The sequence below is a fragment of the Fructobacillus tropaeoli genome, from assembly GCF_001047135.2.
Classification (GTDB): domain Bacteria; phylum Bacillota; class Bacilli; order Lactobacillales; family Lactobacillaceae; genus Fructobacillus; species Fructobacillus tropaeoli.
Genome location: NZ_DF968172.1, coordinates 1 through 239, shown reverse-complemented (window position 1 = coordinate 239; position 239 = coordinate 1). Strand labels below are relative to the sequence as shown.

1 pseudogene is annotated in these 239 nt (G+C 45.6%); it reads right to left on the bottom strand.

The features are described from left to right. Positions 1 to 239: pseudogene (locus tag AOQ32_RS08565) on the bottom strand (hypothetical protein); the annotation flags it as partial.

Sequence of the window (239 nt, the reverse complement as noted above, 5' to 3'; positions counted from 1 at the left end):
AGATACTGCCAAGAATTGCCAAACAGGTATGCACCCCAAGCGTTGATATTCGGGGATGCTTGACCTGCTTGAGCTTCGATATTATGCCCGTTAATCAAATAATCTTTTGGGCTATTGCTCACCATCTCGCCAGTTTTCAGCATATAAGTGCCGTTCTTAAAGGCCACACGGTCGGTCTTTTGTTTTTCAAAGGGGTTATAGCTCTGTTGAGCCTGCACTAATACCGTCTTAGCCGTGTC